This window comes from Gracilibacillus thailandensis (assembly GCF_010994055.1).
Taxonomy (GTDB): Bacteria; Bacillota; Bacilli; order Bacillales; family Amphibacillaceae; genus Gracilibacillus; species Gracilibacillus lacisalsi.
Window position 1 is genome coordinate 1 of sequence record NZ_WJID01000049.1, and the last position, 23,794, is coordinate 23,794.

Annotated in this window: 21 protein-coding genes and 1 riboswitch; of the genes, 3 read left to right on the forward strand and 18 right to left on the reverse strand. The window is 36.0% G+C overall.

Annotation, left to right across the window (positions count from 1 at the left end; all coding sequences use genetic code 11):
• Window positions 1-9: 9 nt before the first annotated feature.
• The 10 genes from GH715_RS14205 to GH715_RS14250 all read right to left on the reverse strand — a co-directional run bounded on the left by GH715_RS14205 (window position 10) and on the right by GH715_RS14250 (window position 11,373).
• Window positions 10-225, reverse strand: coding sequence for a helix-turn-helix transcriptional regulator (locus GH715_RS14205; protein ID WP_153835969.1), 216 nt, complete (start codon window positions 223-225; stop codon window positions 10-12).
• A 427-nt stretch (window positions 226-652) separates the two neighbouring features.
• Entirely contained in the window at window positions 653-3,025 is a 2,373-nt protein-coding gene (locus GH715_RS14210; protein WP_153835968.1) for a glycoside hydrolase family 2 TIM barrel-domain containing protein, read from the reverse strand.
• Window positions 3,026-3,061: 36 nt separating this feature from the next.
• Window positions 3,062-3,697, reverse strand: a complete 636-nt coding sequence (locus GH715_RS14215; protein ID WP_153835967.1) for a YesL family protein — start codon at window positions 3,695-3,697, stop codon at window positions 3,062-3,064.
• Window positions 3,698-3,716: 19 nt separating this feature from the next.
• Complete coding sequence (locus GH715_RS14220; protein WP_240469396.1) at window positions 3,717-4,520, reverse strand: carbohydrate ABC transporter permease; 804 nt, start codon at window positions 4,518-4,520, stop codon at window positions 3,717-3,719.
• 23 nt (window positions 4,521-4,543) lie between these two features.
• The gene (locus GH715_RS14225; protein WP_153835966.1) at window positions 4,544-5,545 is read right to left on the reverse strand and encodes a carbohydrate ABC transporter permease; all 1,002 of its coding nucleotides are present in this window, start codon (window positions 5,543-5,545) and stop codon (window positions 4,544-4,546) included.
• Window positions 5,546-5,630: 85 nt separating this feature from the next.
• On the reverse strand, window positions 5,631-7,061 hold the full coding sequence (locus tag GH715_RS14230; protein ID WP_163578673.1) for an ABC transporter substrate-binding protein: 1,431 nt from the start codon (window positions 7,059-7,061) through the stop codon (window positions 5,631-5,633).
• Between the two features lie 282 nt (window positions 7,062-7,343).
• Window positions 7,344-8,363 (reverse strand): LacI family DNA-binding transcriptional regulator, encoded by a 1,020-nt coding sequence (locus GH715_RS14235; RefSeq protein ID WP_153835964.1) that lies wholly within the window; start codon window positions 8,361-8,363, stop codon window positions 7,344-7,346.
• Between the two features lie 202 nt (window positions 8,364-8,565).
• Window positions 8,566-9,846: a TRAP transporter large permease gene (locus GH715_RS14240; protein WP_153835963.1), complete on the reverse strand. Its 1,281-nt coding sequence runs from the start codon at window positions 9,844-9,846 to the stop codon at window positions 8,566-8,568.
• 4 nt (window positions 9,847-9,850) lie between these two features.
• Window positions 9,851-10,348, reverse strand: coding sequence for a TRAP transporter small permease (locus GH715_RS14245; RefSeq protein WP_163578674.1), 498 nt, complete (start codon window positions 10,346-10,348; stop codon window positions 9,851-9,853).
• A gap of 26 nt (window positions 10,349-10,374) precedes the next feature.
• Window positions 10,375-11,373 carry a TRAP transporter substrate-binding protein gene (locus tag GH715_RS14250; protein WP_240469397.1) on the reverse strand — a complete coding sequence of 333 codons (999 nt, stop codon included), beginning with the start codon at window positions 11,371-11,373 and terminating at the stop codon, window positions 10,375-10,377.
• A 698-nt stretch (window positions 11,374-12,071) separates the two neighbouring features.
• Window positions 12,072-12,173, forward strand: a riboswitch (purine riboswitch).
• Window positions 12,174-12,332: 159 nt separating this feature from the next.
• Here GH715_RS14250 and GH715_RS14255 point away from each other — a divergent pair.
• Together GH715_RS14255 and GH715_RS14260 are read left to right on the forward strand one after the other, a co-directional pair.
• Complete coding sequence (locus GH715_RS14255; RefSeq protein ID WP_163578675.1) at window positions 12,333-13,406, forward strand: SulP family inorganic anion transporter; 1,074 nt, start codon at window positions 12,333-12,335, stop codon at window positions 13,404-13,406.
• Between the two features lie 15 nt (window positions 13,407-13,421).
• Window positions 13,422-13,964, forward strand: a complete 543-nt coding sequence (locus GH715_RS14260) for a phosphoribosyltransferase family protein (RefSeq protein ID WP_153835960.1) — start codon at window positions 13,422-13,424, stop codon at window positions 13,962-13,964.
• Between the two features lie 120 nt (window positions 13,965-14,084).
• Here GH715_RS14260 and GH715_RS14265 read toward each other — a convergent pair whose 3' ends face one another.
• The 4 genes from GH715_RS14265 to GH715_RS14280 form a co-directional block, all read right to left on the reverse strand.
• Window positions 14,085-16,085, reverse strand: coding sequence for a bifunctional diguanylate cyclase/phosphodiesterase (locus GH715_RS14265; protein WP_153835959.1), 2,001 nt, complete (start codon window positions 16,083-16,085; stop codon window positions 14,085-14,087).
• Window positions 16,086-16,433: 348 nt separating this feature from the next.
• Window positions 16,434-16,757 (reverse strand): hypothetical protein, encoded by a 324-nt coding sequence (locus GH715_RS14270; protein ID WP_153835958.1) that lies wholly within the window; start codon window positions 16,755-16,757, stop codon window positions 16,434-16,436.
• A 65-nt stretch (window positions 16,758-16,822) separates the two neighbouring features.
• A complete protein-coding gene (locus GH715_RS14275; RefSeq protein ID WP_163578676.1) occupies window positions 16,823-17,326 on the reverse strand; it encodes a DUF5673 domain-containing protein in 504 nt (167 codons plus the stop codon).
• Between the two features lie 355 nt (window positions 17,327-17,681).
• Window positions 17,682-18,623, reverse strand: a complete 942-nt coding sequence (locus GH715_RS14280; protein WP_153835956.1) for an LCP family glycopolymer transferase — start codon at window positions 18,621-18,623, stop codon at window positions 17,682-17,684.
• Between the two features lie 171 nt (window positions 18,624-18,794).
• Here GH715_RS14280 and GH715_RS14285 point away from each other — a divergent pair, with 171 nt between their 5' ends.
• A complete protein-coding gene (locus tag GH715_RS14285; protein ID WP_153835955.1) occupies window positions 18,795-19,796 on the forward strand; it encodes an LLM class flavin-dependent oxidoreductase in 1,002 nt (333 codons plus the stop codon).
• Window positions 19,797-20,067: 271 nt separating this feature from the next.
• Here GH715_RS14285 and GH715_RS14290 read toward each other — a convergent pair whose 3' ends face one another.
• From GH715_RS14290 to GH715_RS14305, 4 genes are all read right to left on the reverse strand, one after another.
• A complete protein-coding gene (locus tag GH715_RS14290; RefSeq protein WP_153835954.1) occupies window positions 20,068-20,220 on the reverse strand; it encodes a LytR family transcriptional regulator in 153 nt (50 codons plus the stop codon).
• A 231-nt stretch (window positions 20,221-20,451) separates the two neighbouring features.
• Entirely contained in the window at window positions 20,452-21,618 is a 1,167-nt protein-coding gene (locus GH715_RS14295; protein ID WP_153835953.1) for a nucleotide sugar dehydrogenase, read from the reverse strand.
• Window positions 21,619-21,633: 15 nt separating this feature from the next.
• The gene (locus GH715_RS14300; RefSeq protein ID WP_153835952.1) at window positions 21,634-22,362 is read right to left on the reverse strand and encodes a nucleotidyltransferase family protein; all 729 of its coding nucleotides are present in this window, start codon (window positions 22,360-22,362) and stop codon (window positions 21,634-21,636) included.
• Window positions 22,363-22,383: 21 nt separating this feature from the next.
• Entirely contained in the window at window positions 22,384-23,592 is a 1,209-nt protein-coding gene (locus GH715_RS14305; RefSeq protein ID WP_153835951.1) for a GHMP family kinase ATP-binding protein, read from the reverse strand.
• Window positions 23,593-23,794 lie beyond the last annotated feature (202 nt).

The window sequence follows — 23,794 nt, forward strand, 5'->3', positions numbered from 1 at the left end:
ATTCAAACCTCAAATTTCTTCATAACAGGAATGCTCCTTAAATATAAAAATCTGATCAATCGGTTCATTAAAAATACGTGATAATTTCATAGCTATGAGGAGAGAGGGCATTAATTCCTCACGTTCAATCAAACTAATCGTTTGGCGCGAAACTTTTGTTCGTTTAGCCAGTTCAGTCTGATTCAATCCATCCCTTGCACGTAATTCTTTCAGTCTTGTCTTCAATCTTGTCACCTCGCATGTTTTTCTATCTTATTCACAGTTACATGAACGAGAAATCCTATACATATTTCCATTGTAAAGTATCCTTGTTATTTTGACAAGTATTTTTGTCATTATGAACACTTTTATTGTCAAGAGGTGGTAAAACATAAGCACCCCAAAAAGACTCGCGCATCATTTTAAGATGATCGAGTCTTTTGGGGTGCTTCAATATTATGATTCATTCGTGATACTGGAAAGTTCCATGTGGTTTCTATTTATCAGTCACTTTTGAGTATTTACCAGTCACTTTCACATACTTATCAGTCACTTTTAATCATTTATCAGTCACTTTTAAATGCTACTTCATTAAACAGAGGTTGCGCCTTGTCCGCCATCAATTCTGTAATATGCTCCAGAAACAAAGACATATCCAAGGAAGAGAATACAACTAATCCACCAAAATAGTTATACTTGCATCTTCTAACTTACTTGAGCTAGCATGTAGCGTTATCTCTCCTTGATCAACTCCTGCTCTAACAAATGCTAGCAGCTTACCATGATATACCTTTCTGCTAGATTCATAATACGGTTTTAAATCTTGAATATTACCGTTTTCCATTCCGATAAGTTCACCAGGTCCTTCTATCGATAAGTGGATTTCATTATCCGCAAGATAGACAGGGTTACCATCGGAATCTGTGATTTGCATTTCAATATGAGCTATATCTTGCCCATCAGCCTTTAGATGATGACTATCTGTAACCATATCAATATAGTAAGGTGTGGATGGTGTCATTAATTGACAGTTATGTTCATTTCCTGATTCATCTTTTGCGATAACCTCTAATAACCCGCTTTCAAATGATACATCCCAGGATAAATAACTATCTTTTTCTCCTTTTCGCTTCACACCTAATGATTGCTCATTTAAGAATAATTCCGCTTCTTCACAATTGGTATAGCAAAACACTTCCAGTTTTTCATTCTCTTGCCATTCCCAATGTGGATCGCCTTTCCATCTAGAATGATGATCTCTTTCGTCTTTGGGTTTAGCTGCTAAATATACCATTGGCTTATCGCTCCAAAGACTCTTTCGATAGTAAAAACTAGATTTCTTATTTCCTGCCAAGTCTAAAAATCCAGCTGGGGAAGCTCTGACAGGCCAGCCTTTTGCTTCACCTAGGTAGTCAATACCAGTCCATATAAATTGCCCACTTATTTCATCGTTATCTTTAACAATCAACCAATCTTCCAATCCAGGACTATTTTCGCTCCCATATATCACATGATTCGGATATTTATTGATGTCTTCTTTGTATAAGTGCTCTTTATAGTTATAGCCTACTACATCGAGAGATTGCGCATAACCGGTTAAGTTAGACAATTCCGGATAGGCTAACGCAGAAGTAACTGGTCTTGTCGTATCACACTCTTTTACATAGTGAACTAGCTGCTTGGAAATAGTCGCTAACCGCTCAGCATTCGGTTTATCAGGATCATAGATTCTTTCTTGCTTAGGTTTGTTTGCGTCATTATTCCCTGTCATTGACTGAAAAGAAGGGTGACAATACGGATCATTGGGGTAATCTATTTCATTACCAATACTCCACATGATAATGGATGGATGATTTCTGTCCCTTAAAACCATCTCTTTTAAATCCATCTCTCCCCATTGCGGAAAATCTTCATAATATCCATAATGTTCAGGGGGATATACATTATGCCCAACTGCCCATTTATTTTTAACACCTTCCCATTCATCAAAAGCCTCATCCATTACTAAAAAGCCGAGTTCATCACATAGATCTAATAAGTGAGGCGCAGGTGGATTATGTGCCGTTCGTATGGCATTGCATCCCATCTCTTTTAAAGCCTTTAATCTTCGGACCCATACTTTTTTTGGTACCGCTGCTCCCAAGCCGCCAGCATCATGATGAATACACACACCTTTTATCTTCATATTCTCCTGATTTAGAAAAAAGCCTTTCTTTGCATCAAAGGCAATCGAGCGTATACCTGTTGTCGTAATGACTTCATCCTTCACTTCTTCATTTACCACAACCTCTGTTACTAATTGGTATAAGTGAGGATGGTCTGGAGACCATAAAGCTGGATTCTCCAGTTTTATCTGTTGTTCCACCTTTCCTGTTGAGAATGAATCAACCGTGATAGATTCTTGCGCTTCACCAACTCTTTCACCTTCCATGTTGACCAATGTTTGCTGAATAATCACTGTTTCAGCTGTCTCTTGTTCATTCACTACCTGTGTATCAGCTTGCACAATTGCTTCTGTGTTAGAAACTTGTGGTGTGGTGACAAATACACCATATTGATCAACGTGAACAGGATCAGTAATCGTTACATATACATCACGATATATACCAGAGCCAGTAAACCAACGAGAGTCTGCCACGTCTTTATGATTAACTTTTACTGAAATTACATTCACATCATCTTCCTTCACAAATTCTGTGATGTCGTATGTAAACGTACTATAACCGAACGGCCTTTTTCCTAAATAGTTACTGTTGCACCATACCTGTGAATGATTATAAATCCCTTCAAACGTAATGAACACTTTCTTATTGTCTGCATTAGCCGGTAGCTTGAATGCTTTTCGATACCAGCCAACACCTCCCGCTACATAACCTGTACCACTAGAATATTGTTGAGAGAAAGGCTCCTCGACGGACCAATCATGTGGCAGGCTGATATTGCGCCACTTAGAATCATCAAATCCTTTATACCATGCTTTCGGCTCATCACCTCGATAAAATTTCCAGTCTAGATTCAAATTTTGCTGTAATCTACTATTATTCATGCAGCACACTCCTTCTGATTTAGTATTTCTTTTATGCTATGCAGCTGATGTTAAGTTTCGATTCCTTTCTTCTGTCTTTTTAAAAGCTACGTAAGCAAACCTCATCACTACTAAACACATCACACTTCCAGAGAAAAATAATAAAATAATAGGAATAGATGCTGTTATATACCATACAACAAAGCCTACAAATAAAATGTAAATCGTTCTTAGCGGATAGGAGGCACCGATAATAAAGGCATACTTAAAGCACTCCATCAACTTAATGTCATAATGGACATAGACAGGAAAAACAAAGAACAACATCATCATATAGTAGAAACTAACTGTTACAAGTAAAAGCAGCATCACTATATATTGCATACCTTCCATATTTCGAACTAGCAGGTAATCAGCATATAGCACTAGACCACCTACTGAACTTATATAGCCTAAGAGATTCGCTTTCAAAAAACTGCCTTTGTAAGCATGGATAAAAGTCTTCGTTACTGAAACATCGGTATTTCCTTTCATCCATTTTCTTACTACCGTATACATGGCTACTGTTGCAGGAAACAAACCTAAGAACCCTAAGCCAAGGATAGAAAAACAAATCCATAACAAATTAACTAAGCTCAACTTCATGATCCAATCTGAAACTTTATAAATAAATGAAGAGGTATAAGTTGGCATTTTATTCAACCCTTCCTATCTAGCTTTTAACTGCCCCTGCGACACCTTCAATAAAGTATCTTTGCATGATAATAAAGATAATCATAACTGGTAAAAGAGATATCGTCGCACCTGCCGCCATACCTGAAAAGTCTACTGCATAGGTTTGAACGAAATTTTCCATTCCGACCGCTAATGTTCTTAGTTCCGGTTTACTAATCGTTAAGACTAGTGGTACTAGGAACGAACTCCAGGTCCAAATAAATTGCATGATGGCCGTAGTTGCAACAATAGGCATGCTTAAAGGGAGCATTACTTTTGTGAAAATCGTTAAAACGCCAGCTCCATCGATTTCTGCTGCCTCTTCAATTGATTTTGGTAAATTCGCAAAAAAGGAAGCAAACATTAAGATAAATAACACATGGGCCCCTGATGACTCCGCTACAATAATCCCTAATATGGAGTTATCCAATCCCATTGCATTAACTAACTTAAATAATGGGATAATCGTATATCCTTTGGGAATAAACATGATTGCCACGACGCAGATCATAATCGTTTTCTTTCCAGGAAAATCAATTCTACCTAAGGCATAGCCTGTTAAAGAGGAAAGTACGATAACGATAATTACAGTAGAAACAGTAAATATAACGGTGTTCCAAAAATACCCAGAGAAATTAGCTGTGATCCATGCCTCTGAATAGTTTTGCCACTGAAAGTCTTCTGGTATTAACTTCGTACCACTTGTTAAAAACTCTTTATTGGTTTTTAAAGAAGAAAACACCATCCAAACGAAAGGATAGATCCACACAATTCCGAACAGAAGTAAAAAAACGTGTATCATAACCCTAGCTGATTTGGTAGTAATCATAGTGCTTTCACACCACCTTTTTTCTTTTTATTTCCTTTCAGTTTAATGATTTGTTTACCAAAGGAAGCTGCACCAAAAACCATACTAATAGCAAAGGTAAACAATCCTAGTAATACGCCTGCTGCAGAAGCATATCCCATTCTGACTTGCCCTCCACCTAATTGGCTCGAAAAAGCGTAATTATAGATAAACAAATCCATCGTTTCCGTCGCAAAGTTAGGACCACCATTAGTAAGCGTCTTCACCAAATCAAACGCATTAATCCCACTTACTAAAGAAAGCAAGATAATAACAGCAGCTATTGGTTTCAAAAGTGGTAATGTGACATGTCTTAATGTCGCCCAGAAACCGGCTCCATCAAGTTGAGCAGACTCATACAGTTCATTTGGTATGGATTGTAAACCGGCTAACCAATATACCATATTGATCCCTAACCCTTTCCAAGAACCAATCACAATTAAAATAATAACGGCAAGAACCGGATCAGTTAACCATGGAATCGGCTTATCGATGATATTAAAGTCAACAAGTAACTGATTAAAGAAACCATTGATACCAAATATACTTCCCATAATGATCCCTACAATGGCAGTAGTGGTAACAACAGGTAAGAAATAGATAGCGCGGTAAAAGCCTTTGCTTTTTAACTTTTGGTCATTTAAGATAATCGCTAAAATTAATGCACCACCTACACCTAGTAACGTTGTACCTAAAATATAATAAATGGATACTAACGCAGAGTTCCAAAACCTTCCTGAAGTCAATAATTGCTGGTAGTTCGCTAACCCAATAAAATCATTTAACGGACCAATGCCACTCCATTCATAGAAGGAATAGACATAACTCATCACAATGGGATAAGCAGAAAAGATAAAGAAGACAATGATTTGTGGAGCAAGAAAGATATAAGCCCAAATTGTTTTTCGTTTCTGAAGCGTTTTTAAATTTGATGTATCTTTGTTAGTCGATTTCTGACTTAATTCCATATTGTTTGCCAACTTCCATCACCCTTTCATATTTTAGTTAGGAAAAGGATACATCACTATAGTCTCGCTCGCACCAGACTATAGTAATGTCAACTGCCTACCTTAATTCATCATACTTATCCACTGTAAATGGCTCGAACGGCTCCCAGTTCGGATAAATATAATCATCTTGAGAAACTTCAGGAAATTCGTCTAATGTTTCCATAAAGGCATCCTTCATATCTTGATCAATTTGCTCTATTTCGCTATCAATATCATCTATATTCCCTGTGATATAACCGACAACTGCATCACCAATCCCACCAACTTCGAGTTTATTTCGATATGCACGGTTGAATTCTACAATCTCTGGATTTAATTCTGCCGGTTTTGGAACTGGAATGGCTAATTGACTTTCTAATTCAAGGATATCGTTATATTGTTCAAAAGGTGGCTCTCCCCCAACATCTTCTTTCGCAGGTAAACCAGCACCAGTATTGACATAAACAGTCTCATGGAGATGATCTAATGCGTATTCTAAGAAAATCTTAACTTCTTCCCAATGCTCTGTATCATTACTAACTCTGATACTTGTAGCTTCAGAACCAGCATGATAGTAATAAGGATTTCCATCTTTCGTTGGTAGAGGTGCTACACCCCAATTTTCGAATTCGCTTTCCACAACTAATTGTCTGCCAACCCAGTCACCACTCCACAAAAATGCACTTTGTCCAACAGAAAATAAAGCTTCTGCTTCACCTAATCCGATCTCAACACTTTCAGGTGACATTAACCCTTCATCTAATAACTCTTTAATAAATTTAGCGCTTTCAATTTTACCTTCTGTATAAACTTGAGGTACTCCCTCTTTATAGTTCTCTTGCCAAGGTACTTCAGGCGTAATAGCAGTACCCATCATAGAAACTAATTGTTCATTCGCCCACCCTGGATTATTCCAAACAATCGGATAAACACTTCCATTCGATTCATCCACAATCGTTTGACCTAACGCTTTGAACTCTTCCCATGATGCAGGAATATCATCCTCCGTTAACCCTAACATGTCAAAAACGTCTTTATTATAGTACATAATCATTGCTTTACTTTGTGGTGCTGCTAACGGAAAACCATAAACAGATCCATCTGCTGTTGTACCATTTTCATACCATGTTCCATCTTGGAATTGCGCTTTTACATCTTCCGTAAATATTTCATCTAGATTTTTGACAGCATCAACTTCCATTAATTCTGATAAATCTACGATATTGGTCCACATATCAGGCAAGTTGCCTTCTGAAAGTGCGGTTCTTAGTTGTGTCTCAGGTTCCGGTGTGTCTTGTGTTTCTATTCTTATTCCAGGATGCTCTGCCTCAAAATCTTCAATTAATTGAGCAAATCCTCCCCGTAATTCTGAATATCTATTCCATAGTGAAAGAGTAACAACATCTTCATCTCCATTTTCAGAATCAACACTCTCATTATCACTACAAGCTCCTAAAATGAACACAACAGACATTATTAGAATGAATAATAAACTAAATTTTTTCACCATTACACTCCCCTTTTTCTTATCATAATTTAGTTGCGCGATAGCATGTATATAGCTATACACCACCTCCTTTATCGTCATCCCTAACAAGTATTAGTAAGCGCTATCATTCCTTAAGAAGTTAAATACTATATAGGGAGAGCATTTGTTATTTATCTAAAGCAACTAGTTAGTAACCGGTTACTTTAATGATCTAATAATAGCAACCGGTTACTATTTCGAGGTAAAAAAGTAATCTGATAGTAACCGGTTACTAACTAGTGAAAAAATAAAATACTATTACTAAATCGTTGATTCTCTTACAACTAAATGAGGGTCAATGAAAAGATTTTCTGCTTTACTATCAGTAGTTTTCGATTTTATTAACATATCTACTGCTTTTTCTCCCAACTCATTATATGGATGACTGACAGAGGTAATTTCAGGTATAGAATTCTGGGTTAATTCACTATCATCGAATCCTACAAAAGAGAAGTTATTGATTTTCTTTTGATGACACAGCTTTAATGCCCCGATAACAACTAGGTCATTAATACCTATGATCGCTGTTGGTAAATTATGTTTGTTTACTTCCAACATTTCCTCCATTGCTTCTTTACCACGTTTGACATCATATCCACTATAAATTTGCCAACTGTCCACAACAGCTAATTTGTGTTTCTCTAAATTTTGCCTAAAAGCTTCTACCTTGATGTCTGTAGTGGTAATCCCTGTCATCCCACCGATCAAGCCAATCTTTGTATGTCCTTGTTTGACTAGGTGGTCGATAATTAATTCTATGCCCTTGGCCTCATTTGTAGAAATACTCGGGCATTCAAGTGTTTCCATTCTGCCATTAACAAGTATGACTGGAATTTTTTCGATGACATACTTTAATTCATTGATCTCCGACACTTCAGGATGGGTCTTATTTATTCTTCCACCCATAAAAATAATGCCTTCAACTTGTCGTTCAGATAATACTCTTAAATGCCTTGACTCCAATTCACTACTATTCATAGAGTTACATAAAATCAAAGTATATCCCTTAGTAAGTGCGTATTTTTCAGCTTCGATGAATACTTGAGCAAAGAAAGGGTTTGTGATATCAGGAAGAATAACCCCTATCATCTTGGATTCTTTCTTTGTCAGACTTCTTGCAACCGCATTTGGTTGATAATCATATTTTTCAATCAAATCGAAGACCTTTTTCTTCGTTTTCTCACTTACTGGATAATTCCCTGCAATTACTCTAGAAACAGTAGCAGATGAGACGTTTGCTTCCCTTGCTATATCGTATATAGTGATTGATTTTTGTTTCATTGTATGCTCTTCCTTCTCCCTATGTAACCGGTTTCTATACAATGTACACTACACTCGAAGTATTGTCAATTCTATTTTTGTAATTTTCAAAAAATAGATCAATAGTTTCATAGCGGTTGGAAGAATGGAGAGTAGAACTTAACAACATATGACGTAAAAAAAGGGACTAGTTCTTATCAAGCCCCCTTTTTAAAACACCTCTTTATACCCCTAATAAATTAGGTAAAAATAACGTCAAGGTTGGAAAGTATGCAATGATTAATAATGCTATTATCATAGCAATGTAAAAGGGAAGCATTCCCTTGGTTGCTTCTTCTATCGATAGGTTACCAATAGCTGAACCGACAAAAAGAACTGAACCAACAGGGGGAGTTACTAATCCTACCCCTAAAGCTAACATTAATACTACACCAAAATGGATAGGATCCATCCCGATATCTGTTGCAACTGGCAGTAGAATAGGCGTTACAATTAAAATAAGCGGTGCCATATCCATAATGATCCCTAGTAGTAATAAAATTATAATGATCATTAGCAACGTAATTGCTGCATTTGGAGAGAAATTAATCAATCCATTTGAAACAATTGAGGGAACTTCTAATAATGCCAATAACCAACCAAAACCTGAAGAAGCCCCAATTAAAAATAATACCATTGCTAATGTCTTAAACGTTTTTTGTAAAATAACTCCCATTCTTGAAATCTTGATATCCCGGTAAACAAAAAAAGTAATGAAAAACGCGTATAATACTGCGATAGCAGCAGATTCTGTAGCAGTAAATATGCCCGTTAAAATCCCACCAATAATAATTACTATAGTAAATATACCTAATAAGCCTTCGCGAACAATTTTAGGTACTTCTTCTTGTTTAATCACTTCTCCACGGGAATAGTTTTTCTTCACTGCTATCACATATGTCAGGATCATTATGGCTAGTCCTAGTAATACTCCAGGAATAAGCCCACCCATAAAAAGTCCTCCAATGGAGACCCCTCCAGCAACAGTAGAATAAATGATCATATTATGACTAGGAGGAATTAATACCCCTTGCACAGAACTAGAAATGGTAACGGCAATCGAATAATCTGTATCGTACTTTTGTTTTTTCATTATTGGAATTAAAACAGATCCTAATGAAGATGTATCAGCTAATGCTGAGCCAGATATACCTCCAAAGAAACTACTAGCCAATACGTTAACCATGGCAAGTCCACCTCTGATTTTTCCAATAATAACATTTGCTAAATTAATTAATCTTTTCGAAATGCCACCCTCATTCATAATTTCACCAGCAAGGATAAAGAAGGGAATTGCTAATAAAGAAAAGGAATCTAACCCTGAAGCCATTTGTTGTATAATTGCAGCAGGACTGATACCCATATAAATTCCTGTACCAATCGAAGCTATAGCAAGGGAAAGTGCAATTGGAACTCTAAGCAATAATAAAAATATAAAACCACCAATTAAAATTAATATCTCCATTATTTCACCCCTCTACTCCATCGTCATATTCTGGATGTAATCCTTCTATAAACAATAACTCAATACCATTAATCGTTATAAAGAAACCCGATACTGGAATTGCAGCATATAGAAAGCTTGAGGAAATTCCCAATCCTGCCATGGTAGAATAATTCATCAACAACATAAATTCTGTTCCAAAATACATTAAGATAACACCCAAGATAATAATTAAAACTTTTGCTATATTATCAATTAACCTTTTAATTTTCTCATTAAATTTCTTAATGAATATCCCTACGGCTATATGGAGTTTTTCTTTAAAACCATAGGCGATACCAAAGAAACTAATCCAAACAAATAATACGCGTGCAAGTTCTTCTGACCAGGCCGGTGTAAAATTTAAAAACGTTCGAGTAAATATTTGAAATAGTATCGTTAGAACGATAATGCCAATTAAAGTTACAGATAGAACTAGCATTACCTGATCTATTACCCTCTTAACTTTTATTAACGCTTTCATAAGGATCCTCCTCATTGATGTGCTTTTCATTTATCATCGTTGGACAATCTTTCAATCCATTCACTGTATTCATCACCGTATTTATCATAGACTGATTGCACGGCTTCTCTCCATTCACTGGTGTCCTCCACCTCAATTAGTTCACTTCCAGCTTCTGTTACCGCCTCTTTTGAAACTTCAGTTAAATTAGCCCATGCCTCACGTTGAACTTCTATTGATTCCATAGCTGCTTCTTTAAAAGCCTCTTGATCTTCTTCGCCTAACTCATCCCAAGTTTCTTGTGATGCTAAAAGAACTTCAGGAGCTCCTTGAAAGCCATTTACTGTATAGTATTTAGATACATTATAATGGCTAGAAGTATAATAACTAGGAAAATTATTCTCTGCCCCATCAATCACACCATTTTGCAAAGAAGAGTACACCTCACCATAATCCATTGGCGTAGCAGATGCTCCAAGAGACTCCACAATATCTATCGCCAATTCTGAAGATTGCACACGGATTTTTAACCCCTTCATATCTTCCGGAGTTTCAATTGGTCGTTTTGTATTATAAAAGCTTCTTTCTCCAGAATCATAGAATGCTAAACCTACTAACCTAGTACCTGCAAACGTATTCAAAAGATCGTTTCCTACTTCGCCTGTTAACATATCCCACTTTTCATCTTCATCTTCAAATAGAAATGGCATAGCTAATACACCTATCTGATCATTGAATTCCGTTAATGGTGTTGTATTAGCCCTAATAAAATCTATTGCACCTAATTGCGTAAGCTCCACAGCTTTTTTCTCATCACCTAATTGTCCACCGTGATACACTTTGATTTCATATCTTCCATTTGTCTTTTCCTCCACCAATCTAGCAAACTCTTTTGCCCCAATCGTGGTTGGATAATCGGCCGGTTGATTTTCGGCCAAAATCAAGGTGGTTTTCCCTTCTGATTTCACAGTGTATTCACTACACCCAGCTAAAAGAATAGTAGTTAAACAAACTAACCCAAATAATGTTATCGCTTTCTTATTCACCAAGTCTCCCCCCTCAATATCCGCTGAACTCAAGATACATAGATAAATTTTAAACTCTAACTAAATAGTTAGAGAAAAAAAAAGACACCCCTTTGTAAACGATGTCTATTTATAGTTCCAAAAATAACAACGTTGTTATTTGTTAATAATAAATGAAAATTAAATGAAAATCAAGATTAGTCTATTTTTAAATTGTTAATTATTTTTTAATTAACAAATTTCGGATAACTTGTTAGCAAGACTAAATTCCCAGACCTCTCCATTAAACTGCTTTCTACACAAATAACTAACAATAACTTATAAATAAGTAGTTGGTTTGCTTAATATGGTTAAAAAATAAATACGAATTCGTTTTCATTGTTGGTGTTAGTAACACATCGGATTGAGAAAAATATACGTAAAAATCATCAATATTCATACTAACTGTTTGATACTTTTTAGTTCCAATATATTGTTATTATATTTTATCTTCAAATGTTTATACATGAAATCGGTTTCGAATTTATCCGGACAGACGAAATTATTCTGCCTATCTATTCAAACGATTCCTTCTACTCTTCCTAACCTCTTCTAAAAACTGTGTGCAGGATAATTGTATACTTATTAGGCTCAATAATAATAACTTACTCCTCCGATAGAATTCGTATAGTAACATTAACAGAATACCTTGTCTTATCCGACATAATGTGATAAATTACATGAATAAACAAAAACTATATCATATAATCCCGGTAATATGGTCTGGGAGTTTCTACGGAGCAACCGATAATTGCTCTACTATGGACGTTGGATGTTAGAACACTTTATCTACAATTATTGTGCTATCATTCTTTAGTTCTGTATATTTTAAGATACAAACGTCTATGGAAACCATAGGCGTTTTTTTATATTTATTCTCCTAATTTCTGTAGCAGTGCATATAAGGTAAGCTCCGTAGAAAACAGAAAGGTAGGAAAACAGTGGAAATATTAAAAGACATTTTAGCTGCACTTAGTGGTGTGCTGAACGGTTTACCACAAGGACTTCTAGCATTAGCATTTGGCTTTGCCTCCGTTCCAACTGCAATGGCCTTTATTGTAGGTGCATTAGGAAATAGTGTAACAGGATCCGTCGCAGTCATCTCATTCCAAGCAGAAACCATTACCGTTGCAGGATCGATGGGAAAAAATATGCGTGAACGATTATCGATGATCTTTTTTGGTGCCTTCATCATGTTTGTGATTGGTGCATTTGGCGCACTAGAAATGATCATTGAATGGATTGGGCCAGTCATTACCAATGGAATGATGGCGGGTGTTGGTATTATGCTTACCAAAGTTGCATGGGATATGGCAAAGGGTGATAAAATTCCTGGAATGGTTTCTTTCGCTACAGGGTTAATCACTTATTTAGCTACACAAGACTTGGTATATACGATCACCATTTCAGTTGTCTTATCTAGTATCGTCGCTTTTTTTACTAGTAGAGATGAAGACAAGAATGTCAATAAACCATTTGTAGACGATCGATTCCACCGAACACGCTTCATCCTTAATCCGATGGTCATACGTGGTGCATTAGCTATGGTATGTTTGAATATCGGTGCAAACATTGCATTTGGAAACATTAATAGTGATATAGCAAATCGCGATGTGAATATTGATACACTAGCTATGATTAGTAGTTTAGCAGATATGGCATCTTCTCTCTTTGGTGGTGGACCTGTCGAAGTTGTTATTTCTGCTACTGCAAGTGCACCTCATCCGGTTTGGGCTGGAGTATTAATGATGGCGATCATGGCAGTCATTTTATTATGGAAACTATTACCAAAAATCGGAAAGTATATTCCAACCGCTTCGATTGCAGGCTTTCTATTCGTATTAGGCGCAATTGTAACACTACCAGGAAATGCAACGGCGGCACTTACAGCAGGAGAAGGAGCACAAGGTATAGTTGGGGCTATTACAATGGTTGTTACAGCGATAACAGATCCATTTATCGGCATGTTATCAGGTGTAGTTGTTGAGTTTTTAATGAACATACTTGGATTTTAATCGAGGAGGAGAACAATGACCGAAACCTATAAACTTACTATTAGCGGATTGGAAAGAGAATTGCCAATTGTAGAAGTTGATGATCACCTTAGCATTGCGAGTTTCGTAATTTTAGGAGATACAGAGCTTGTCTGCCATGTCGCTCCTTTACTAGCGGAGAAATTACCTCCTGTGGACTACATTGTTACAGCAGAAGCAAAAGGGATCCCATTGATTCATGAATTAACTAAAGTAATGGGCAAAAAGGAATATATCATTGCACGTAAAAGTGTGAAAGCATACATGGAGGATCCTGTCATTAATAGAGTAAATTCAATCACGACTAGCGATGAGCAACTGCTTTGCTTAGATGGGAAAGATGCTAAATTGTTAAAAGGTAAAAAGGTGGCAATTATCGATGATGTCATCAGTACAGGAGAATCTATTCGCGCACTGGAGGAACTTGTACACCAAGCTGGCGCAATCGTTGAGGCAAAAGCTGCAATCCTTGCAGAGGGGGATGCTGCTGATCGTGATGATTTGATTTTTCTTGAGAAACTACCGGTTTTTACGAATTAGTAAACAATTTCTGATGAAAGGTAATACCTTGGAAAGTATTAATCTTCCTTGGATAAAGCATATCCAAGGAAGAGAACGTGTTAAAAACCCTCTCCTTTAAATTTAATACATTAAGAAAAACTATAAATGAACTCCTTTCTGTTCACGTATCATCTTTAATACACCCGCTGCATTTTTTGGTTTGCTATAATAATAGCCTTGCACCAAATAGCCACCGAGACATGTTAAGATTTCTTCCTCGTCTTTTGTTTCGATCCCTTCTGTCACGACACTAAGGTTTAGCTGTTCCGCCATTGACAGAATTCCACCGATTATGACTTGTTTATTTTTATCATCAATGTTATCAATAAAGGTTTTATCTAGTTTGATTGTGTCTAATGGTAATGTGTTTAATAGAGATATAGACGAATAACCTGTACCGAAATCATCCATCGATACCCTAATCCCCAACTGTCGTAATTGATTCATTTGCTGAATGATCTGTTCCATATTTGAATACATCACCGTTTCCGTAATTTCCACTTCTAGATACGAGGGATCTAACTTATATTTGCTAAGCATATCTTCGAAGATGCCTTTTACATTTTTATTTTCTATGAATTTAATTGATAGATTGATAGCAATAGGTAAACTTATCCCCATTCGGCTCCATTCTGTGGCTTGTACAAAAGCTTTTTCAAGGGTCCACTCGGTCAATTCCATAATATAATTCGTTTCCTCTGCCATCGTAATAAATTCCATGGGTGATACATAACCATACGTTGGGTGTTGCCATCTAGTTAATGCCTCTACTCCAACAATAGAAGAAGTTTTGATATTAAACTTTGGTTGATATAGAATAAATAGTTGTTCATTTTCAATTGCTCTACGTAAGTCATGTTCTAAAATAATTCGTCTAATTCTTTCTTCTCCCATTTCATCTGTGTAGAAAGCATACTGATTCTTTCCTGATTCCTTCGCCTTGTACATAGCTATGTCTGCTTCTTCTAGGATTTTCATTCCTTTTTTCTGATGGGGTAGTCCTAAACTGATCCCAATGCTTGCTGAGATATAGAGTGGTTTATTGTCTACTTCAGAAGGCTGATTGATTTCCTCTAGTATTTCAACTGCTAGTTGTTCAATAAGCTCTTTGTCACTATGATTGATTAATAAAATAAATTCATCACCACCAATTCGATAGCCTTCTATACCTTCATGAGAATGGCGATGAAGAATCAAACCGACTGTTTCTAATAATTCATCCCCTACTTGATGTCCTAGCGTATCATTAACCGACTTAAACGAGTCTAAATCCAAAAAAAGCACACTAACGTGCCCGGAATCCTGATTAGTATTAAAATATTTATTCAATGCATTACGGTTTGATAATTGCGTAACGGTATCTTGGTAGGCCATTTTATTCAATACATGCCGATCAAATATCATCGTTCCCCACGAAACTAGTAAAATAACTATTACAATAATGGTAACTCCGTATAATAGAAAATGGTTTGTCGGTATATTTGTAGGATCGGAAACAGAATGATGGAATTCCATACTAACAGCTGCCATCCCAGTATAATGCATACCTGCAATAGCAACTCCCATTACAATAGCAGAAAGTGATTTCAACCACTTAGAAGCTGCACGGTTGCGAAAACGGATAAATAACAAGACCGCAACATAAGAGGCAATAAATGCAATAAGAACTGACAAAACCACAAGCGTGCTATTATAGCTGATTTGTGCGTCCATCTCCATTGCTGCCATTCCGAAGTAATGCATGATGACAATTCCAGATCCCATCATCACTCCACCAACGACAATCCGATACCAGAGAATTATTTTGGGCATTGTAACGTAAAAGGCAATAAAGGATGAGAGAATACTTACCACCAGTGAGAGAGTCGTAATCCAAACATTGTATGAAACTTGTATATGTGGGTGGTATGCAATCATCCCAATAAAATGCATGGACCAAATTCCTGATCCCATTACAATGGAACCAGACACAAGCCAAAATAATTTACTTTTCCCTTTTGCATTTGAAAGATTGGAAGCATTCGTTAATGATAGTAAGGAAGCTATGATTGCGATAATAATTGATAATACAACGATATAAAGGTTATATTGTTCCACCATGAATTTATATCCTCTCTTTGAATTGTGGATGTCAGTGATATTCCTTTTCGACTAAAAAAAATGAAGTTGAAAGGATAGATGGAAACAGATCGATTCAGAAGATTTTATAGTGGAGGGATCAAAAATACGAATAGAATGGTTTTGGAACAGATTTAAAAGTTAGAAGTATGGTGGTAAATACCTTTTCTTATTGCTAAATACACTTTGCAATAAACAGGTTAAAAATTGATTTAACCGGTAAATATAACCAATTAAAAGAGAGGTTTTTTCTTTGATCAATTTAATCCACTTTTATTTTCATCTCAAATGCTGGTAAATGGAATGTCATATGAGATGAATTTCCACTTTTCACTTTATATAGCTTAAAAGCCATATAAATATAGCTACACCAAAAACAAAGATGGTTGATATAACGAGTGATGTCAAATGTTTCCTTTTTCCACTAACTATCATTTCCACAACATGAACTGCATTCATTAAGCCAAGTGAAAAGAGCATACCTATCATTAAAAACTCGGACGAATCATTTGATGGATGGGAGGATATCAGTCCTGAAACAGAGTAAAATATTAATTGAACAGCAAAGTAAAGAGTGGCGATTCTGAACGTAATATCTAGTGTCAAAAATAGCTTATTTCTTTCCCTATATCTTTTTTTAAGGGTTTCAATCATGTTCAGACACTCCTCTATAACGTTTAAGTAATAATTCATGACTAAACAGAAAACTATAATCTCAGTTATTGTTCATAAACTGATTCATTCTCTGTTTCTTCCTTTTCAGCAGTTATCTTCTGTTTATATGGAGCATAAGAAGCAAGAAACATAGCTATCTGTTCTTTAGTTTCATCCGATGTTATAATACAGCTTGCGCTAATAAAACCTAGCTTTACCTTCAATTCGTAACTATCATTTACCTCTTTGGTATGACCATAGAATTTATGATTAACATCAATACGGACAAATTGATAATACTTAATTTTCTGCCACGGGATAAACTGAGTGCCTATCATTAACCCCTCTTCTTTTATAGCAAACGTATTTAACACCTGGTAAGAAAACAAAGTGAACGGCATGAGAAACAGATAAATTGGGAACAATTCCTCTGTAAATAAAGCATAGAAAAATGCACTCCAAATCAGCACAAGAAGACACGCGTAAATAACAAGACGCTTTTTGTGATATGCTATCTCTGGATAATCAATGGTTCGAAGTGGCTCCAACCTTATATTACGATAATCCATCTCCGAACTTGGGAAAATACTTCGACTCTTTAATTCTCTCAAAGTTCGCCCCACTCGGTACATATGATATATCACAATACTTATAAACAACAGATTAATCCATAAATACATCTTATCACCGCCTCATCTATCTCTTACATTATATACGTATTAGAGCCGTTTCAAGTTTCAGGTTTCTTCCCTATCCAGTTCCATGTCGAGTTCACGTAAACCAAAAGGCATTTATCATTATGAGTATGTGCCTTAAAAGGTTTAATTCACCATTCTGGCCATGGGGACATTTCTCCACATTCGTTGTGTAATATCACCTCCACCTAGACTAAAATAGATGAGGGTTAATGCAATTACAACTATGTTAGTTACTACCTGTTTCAACAATCATATTGTGAGCTTTAGCTAATTCTTCATCTGGCACAATATAATAGTAAATACCATCAATTCTTTTGCCACTTCCTTGTAACATATATTCTTCCGTGTTATGACGAACATTTGCATAATTGGATAATAAATCTTGCATATCATCAAAATCCATATTAGTCTCCATATTACTACCTAATATGTCTATGAAACTGTTAATTTTACCTACGGAGGCAATATTTGCTCCTTTATTGATAGCTGCTTCAATTACTTGACGTTGTCTACCAGTTCTACCGAAATCGCCACTTGAATCTTGTTTACGCATTCTTACATATCCTAATGTCTGTTTTCCGTCTAGATTTAGCTCACCTTCTGCATAGTGAAATCCTTTATCTACCCAGTCTAGATCATTTTGAACAGTGATTCCGCCTAGCTCATCAATAAATTCAACCAAGCCTTCCATATTCATTTCAACATAATAATCAAGTTCAATATCTAGTAAGTTTTCTACGGTATTAATCGACATATCAACACCGCCGAATGCATAAGCGTGATTAATCTTATCTTCTGTTCCACGACCAATAATAGTAGTTCGTGTGTCACGAGGAATACTAAGAATTTTCATTTGATCCTGCTTTGGTTTCAAGGTTAGTACCATTAAAGAATCAGACCTACCACGTTCACCAGGTCGCTTATCAACACCCAATAATAAAATATTCAATGGTTCAAGATCATTTACTTTCTCTTTGGTCACTTTACGATCAATGCTTTCCACTTCATTGTGCATTTGATCATTTACTGTTTTCTTGGCATTGTCATAAACAGAATAAGCATAAATAGCCAATCCAATCACTAGAACGAAGATTGCGATTAATACGCCGATAAGAACCTTTAGCCATAACGGCTTTCTTTTTTTAGATTGTTTGATTTCCGCTGACATTTTATCGCTTCTTTCCTATTAAATTTAATCCATATGCATTATATCATATTTTGGTAATTTGTTACTAAAAGCTTCCATTTCATTGATAATTAGCTTCAAGCAAATTAATATTTTTCTATAACGGTTATTGTTACGATAGAACAGTAAGTCATTGAAGAAAGGAAATGAAATATGACAAATATAAATATACCCGTTTCTGTCCTTAACTTAGTTCCGATTCGTAAAGGAAATGGACCGAAAGAAGCAATTGACCAAATGGTAGAACTAGCACAAGCTGTTGATCAAATGGGCTATGAAAGATATTGGATAGCCGAGCATCATAATACAACAACATTAGTTAGTTCTGCGACAACCATGTTAATGAAACATACACTTGAGAATACGAAGAAGATTCGAGTTGGATCAGGTGGTGTCATGTTGCCAAATCACGCTCCATTAGCAGTAGCCGAGCAATTTGGTACAATGGCAACAATATATCCAGACCGATTAGATTTAGGATTAGGTAGAGCTCCGGGAACAGATCAGTTAACAGCAAGCGCCTTAAGAAGATCGAAGGATGACCCGGTTTATACATTTCCACAAGATGTACAATCGTTGTTAACCTATTTTGGACCAGAAGAAGAACAAGGATATGTCAAAGCCTTTCCTGGTACTGGCACCAATATTCCGATTTATATTCTTGGTTCATCAACTGATTCTGCTCATTTAGCTGCAAAACTGGGCTTACCTTATGTATTTGCATCACATTTTGCACCAACACATATGGAAGAGGCTATTTCGATTTATCGGAAAGAGTTTCAAGCATCTCCATATTTAGATAAACCATATATGATGGTTTGTTTGAATGTGATTGCAGCAGAAACGGATGAAGAAGCGAAATTTGAATCAACTACGATGCAACAATTTTTCTTAAATGTTGTTCGAGGATCGAAAAATCCTTTAAGTCCTCCTGTAGAAGATATGGATGAGTTATGGACCATGCAAGAGAAACAAGTAGCTTCGTCTATGTCTAGCGCTACACTGCTAGGTAGCAAGGAATCGATTCGTGAACAATTAACAAATTTCCAAGAAAAATACCAAGTAGATGAACTAATGGCCGTTTCTTATATATATGATACAGAGAAACAAAAAAGATCTTATCAAATATTAAAAGAAGTGGTGGATGGTGAATAATAAATGCATGTAAATAGCGCAGGGTTGGAATAATCATTCCTTTCCCTGCGCTTTTTTTTGAAATACGATTTCCTAAATAAGTACCAAAAACACGAAATGTGGAAACTTTTTTGGTCTTATCTTAAAAATGGATAAGTAATTAATTTATTTTTTGTCACCAATAATAAATAACTTTATTTCAATTGGTTAAGTGTTAGGAAATCTTTTTTCACTCCTTCTATCTAGTGTTATTTGCTACAACCAAGGTTTCACCAGTTACATCCGAAATAGGTTAGTTATCTTTCTTTAATTGTTCTTTTCTTTTTTCTATATGAGTAACAAGCTCTTTTTCAATTTGTTCCAATTTCTCTATTGATTTTACATCTTGATATATATATCTTATAGTCTTTTTTACAGACTTCGGCAAGTTATTGAATAATTTCAATAGTGCTACACTCCTGTTTCAATTTGAAAGTTGTTTTGTCTGTCAATTTTTCATTTTAACCGAAGCAATTTTCAAGCAAACTACATACCCTCAATTGAAAAAAGATCACACCTTTCACAATAAGTGAGTGATTTGTGATCTTTTCTTAACTAACATCAGAGCCTAAGGTTCTTTCTATATATCACAATAAAGTGTTTTTGATTCAATATATTTTTTAATTAAAGTCACTAATCAATCCCGACTAAACAAATCCCGTGTATAAACTTTCTCACGCACATCTTTCAAATCATCCGTCAACCGATTAGCCACAATAACATCGGAAACCTCTTTAAACTCATTAAAGTCCTTCACAACGCGTGAACCATCAAACTCTGCTTCTTCCAATACTGGTTCATAAATAACAAGTTCAACGCCTTTGGCTCTAATCCGCTTCATTACACCTTGGATGGCAGACTGTCTGAAGTTATCAGAATTAGTCTTCATCGTTAAACGATAGATACCAACAACTTTCGGATTCTTCGCCAGAATACTATCAGCAACGTGATCTTTACGAGTACTGTTCGCATCTACAATGGCTTTAATAAGATTGTTTGGTACATCTTGATAGTTCGCAAGCAATTGTTTCGTATCCTTCGGCAAGCAATAACCACCATAACCAAAGGAAGGATTATTATAGTGATCACCAATACGAGGATCAAGTCCGATCCCTTCCACAATCTGCTTCGTATTCAAGCCACGAATTTCTGCATAAGTATCCAATTCATTGAAAAAGGATACACGCATCGCTAAATACGTATTCGCAAATAACTTAATGGCCTCTGCCTCAGTTGAGTCCGTAAAAAGAATATCGATCTCCTCTTTAATAGCGCCCTCAGCTAACAAATTAGCAAATACTTTGGCACGTTCTGATCTTTCCCCTACCACAATTCGTGATGGATACAGGTTATCATATAATGCTTGTCCTTCACGTAAAAATTCAGGAGAGAAAATAATATTGTCTGTATTGTATTTTTCACGTACTTCCAATGTATATCCAACTGGAATCGTTGACTTAATCACCATGACAGCTTCTGGATTAATGTCTAATACCGTCTCAATTACATTTTCTACTGTGCTTGTATCAAAATAATTCTGATCTGGATCATAGTTTGTTGGTGTAGAAATAATCACATAATCCGCATTTTCATATGCTTTATATACATCTGTAGTAGCCAACAAATTCAAATCTTTCGTTTCTAAATAGGTTTGGATCTCTTCATCAACAATTGGAGATTTCTTATTGTTTATCATATCGACTTTATCTTCCATAATGTCCAAGGCTACTACTTCATTATGTTGTGCTAATAAAACAGCATTCGATAATCCAACATAGCCTGTCCCCGCTACTGTTATTTTCATTTTCTCTGTTCACCTCTAAAATAATTCTTGTACTTTATGATAACTTTCTATCGTTCCAATATCATACCGTAAGCCTTCAAACGTAAAGGCATATACTGGCTTGTGTTGAATTAACCATGGGATAAAGTTCCCCGGTGCATCAGGATTATTCCCTTCTGCTAAATATTGCTTAAATAAAGGTAATGTCTCTGCCTTATATAAATAAAAAGGTGGTACAGCTAATTTTGATTTTGGTTCTTGCGGCTTTTCTTCAAATGAAGTAACCACTCCATCTGCATCTACTTCGACAATACCAGTTCGTTTCATTTCCTCAGGGTCATCTAACTCATGAGCCGTAATACTATCTGCATTCACTTCTTGATAAAAGTGAACAAAATCGACCAATTCAAAATCAAACAGATTATCACCTGCTAAGACCATGATGTCTTCGTCAATCTCATGCTGATCCAATACATACTGGATATCAGCAATCGCTCCTAATCGATTATCATTGGTTGTCGTATGGTCATTAACGACGATTATCTGCTTATTGCCTTGATAGCTTCGAGCCCAGTCTTGAAAACTTGGTGTGAATTTCTCATTGGTGACAATATAGACTTCGTCAATGGAATCAACTTTTTCGACCTTTTCGATAATATGATTCAATATTGGTTTTCCCGCAACTTCTAATAAAGGTTTCGCTTTATTCTTGGTTAAGGGATATAACCTTGTCGCATAGCCAGCAGCTAGGATTATACATTTCATCTTTTTCCCTCCAGGCTAATCCTATTTTAGAACAGTTCCGATATCATCTTCACCTATAAGACGGGCTCCATTGTTGGTTTTACAAAAATGGACTTTGTATACGTCTTTGTATGCTGGGTGTTGGTTTGGATAAACAGCATCAATGTTTGCTTTGATTTGTTGTTTGTATGCTGGATCAATCAATCCAATACAACAACCTCGATACCCTGCCCCGCTAAAACGAGCGCCATATACACCTTCAGTCTCTTTCAACACTTGATAAATCGTAATCAACTCCGGACAGCCTGATTCATATTGATGAATCGAGCTCTCGCCAGATTCAAACATTAGTTTACCAAATTGTACAATATCTCCCTGTTCCCATGCTTCAATTCCTTGACGTACACGTTCCTGTTCGGTAAAAAAGTGATCCAGTCGCTTACGGAATTTGCCTGGAACTTGGTCACGATACCTATGATAATGCTCTTCTGAGATATTCCGAAGTTTCACATCTTGTAAGGCAGTTCGCTTGAGGCCTGCTAATTCTTTTACGATCCAGCCTGCAACTTTACATTCGTCTACTCGATTGTTGTAGTCTGTGCTAATTAATGCTTGTGTCACACCTGAGTATACTACCACTACTTCAAATTCCGGCATAGAATTAGCTTTCTCTACTAATTGATGTTCTTCTGTTTGGCAATCCATCACAAGTAAATGATTATCCTTGCTTAAGATATTCGCTGACTGATCAAGAATACCATTTTTTAATCCGATAAATTCCGTTTCGACCCAGTGACTATAGGAAATCAAATCTTTTTTAGTGTAATCGAGTTGATTAGCTTCACTTAGGGCCATTAGATAGGCAGTTGTTACTGCAGCAGAGGAACTTAGACCGCCTATCGGTAATTTTCCACTAATCACTGCTTGGAATCCATATCGAAGTTTACGGTCTTGCTGTAACGACAAAACGGCTCCACGAATATAATTCCCCCAAAAGCCAGGTAACATCTCCGGAATTCGATCTATATGAAAATACTCTTCATCTGGGAAATCCATGCTACTAACTCGAATGTAACCATCATCTGAAGGAGCAAAAACCATTTCGACATTCGCATCCAATGCCATACCTGTGACAATACCATCTTGGTGATCCACATGAGCACCTAGTGGACAAATACGCAATGGTGATTGGATTAATCGTAATTGCTGTTCACCATATAATTGTTTAAATGTATCAACAAGTTTTTGCATACTAGCTACTCCATTCACAATGTTGATCTTGCATACTAAATTATAACAAATAAATAACCTTATTTCTTGAAATAAACTACTTTTATTTAACTTTGTTATAAAAACTATCAAAGAAATAAATGAGGAACATTGAAAGAAGTTACTGATAGCATAAACTAGATTGATGAGTTCAATTCAAACGAGAGTTTAGCTCGAGATAAGA